1 protein-coding gene is annotated in these 771 nt (G+C 41.4%); it reads right to left on the reverse strand.

From position 1 onward, the window contains the following. Positions 1-120: 120 nt before the first annotated feature. Entirely contained in the window at positions 121-627 is a 507-nt protein-coding gene (locus tag ACT3RN_RS15970; RefSeq protein ID WP_192518681.1) for a hypothetical protein, read from the reverse strand. Between the last annotated feature and the right edge of the window lie 144 nt (positions 628-771).

Raw genomic sequence — 771 nt, forward strand, 5'->3', positions numbered from 1 at the left:
CTCTTCACTAAATACTAAAACAAACACTTTTGCCAACATACGCAATCTACTCTCGCAAAAAAGCCGCCTATACACACTTATAGACGGCTTTTTTGTGTGCTACTTACAGCCGCTGATAGATCAATAACGACCCATTTCAACTGTCGTCTCAGCTGTCATCATATCGCCCTGCCATGACTGTACATCTATCGTGTACAGATGATCTTTTCCGCCTGAACATGGTGGCTTATATGCACCGCGGACATCGCCATTACGGCTACGATATTCAGCCACCATCTCTACACCAACTGGCACTTCATAAGTATGCCCAAACACGCGTGGCACCTCGGCTGTGGTTTGACCATCTGACAATGCATAGCTGACGATGCCATGGCCACCTTTTTGCATGCGTTTATTGCTCACATCGTTATAGACAAATACTAGGCTATCCGCACCATCAGGAATATTTGAGACAGTCATGCCTGGTGTAGCAGGACTTTTACCACCGTAGTCTAGACACTGTTGTCCCTCAGGTATGCTGTCAGCATCCCACATCTCATCGTTAAACTCTACATCCATCGCAAAGGCACTGGCAGATAAAGCCAATGCACTTAGAGCAACCACTTTTTTTAAGGTAAAAACTTTCATAATTATTCCTTTAGGCAATTGGTATATTAGCGTAGATAGGAAACATCGTTTTCAATAGAAAATAAAACTCATAAACATTAATTAATAATAACTTTATAATACATGAGCATTGTTAAGTTGATTGTATCTTTTAGAGAGTTTTGT

It is taken from the genome of Psychrobacter sp. AOP5-GZ1-6 (assembly GCF_052376345.1).
Classification (GTDB): Bacteria; Pseudomonadota; Gammaproteobacteria; order Pseudomonadales; family Moraxellaceae; genus Psychrobacter.

What these genes read in the sequence shown, in the direction of transcription:
- ACT3RN_RS15970 (WP_192518681.1), bottom strand. Translation starts at nt 627, where the DNA reads ATGAAAGTTTTTACCTTAAAAAAAGTGGTTGCTCTAAGTGCATTGGCT.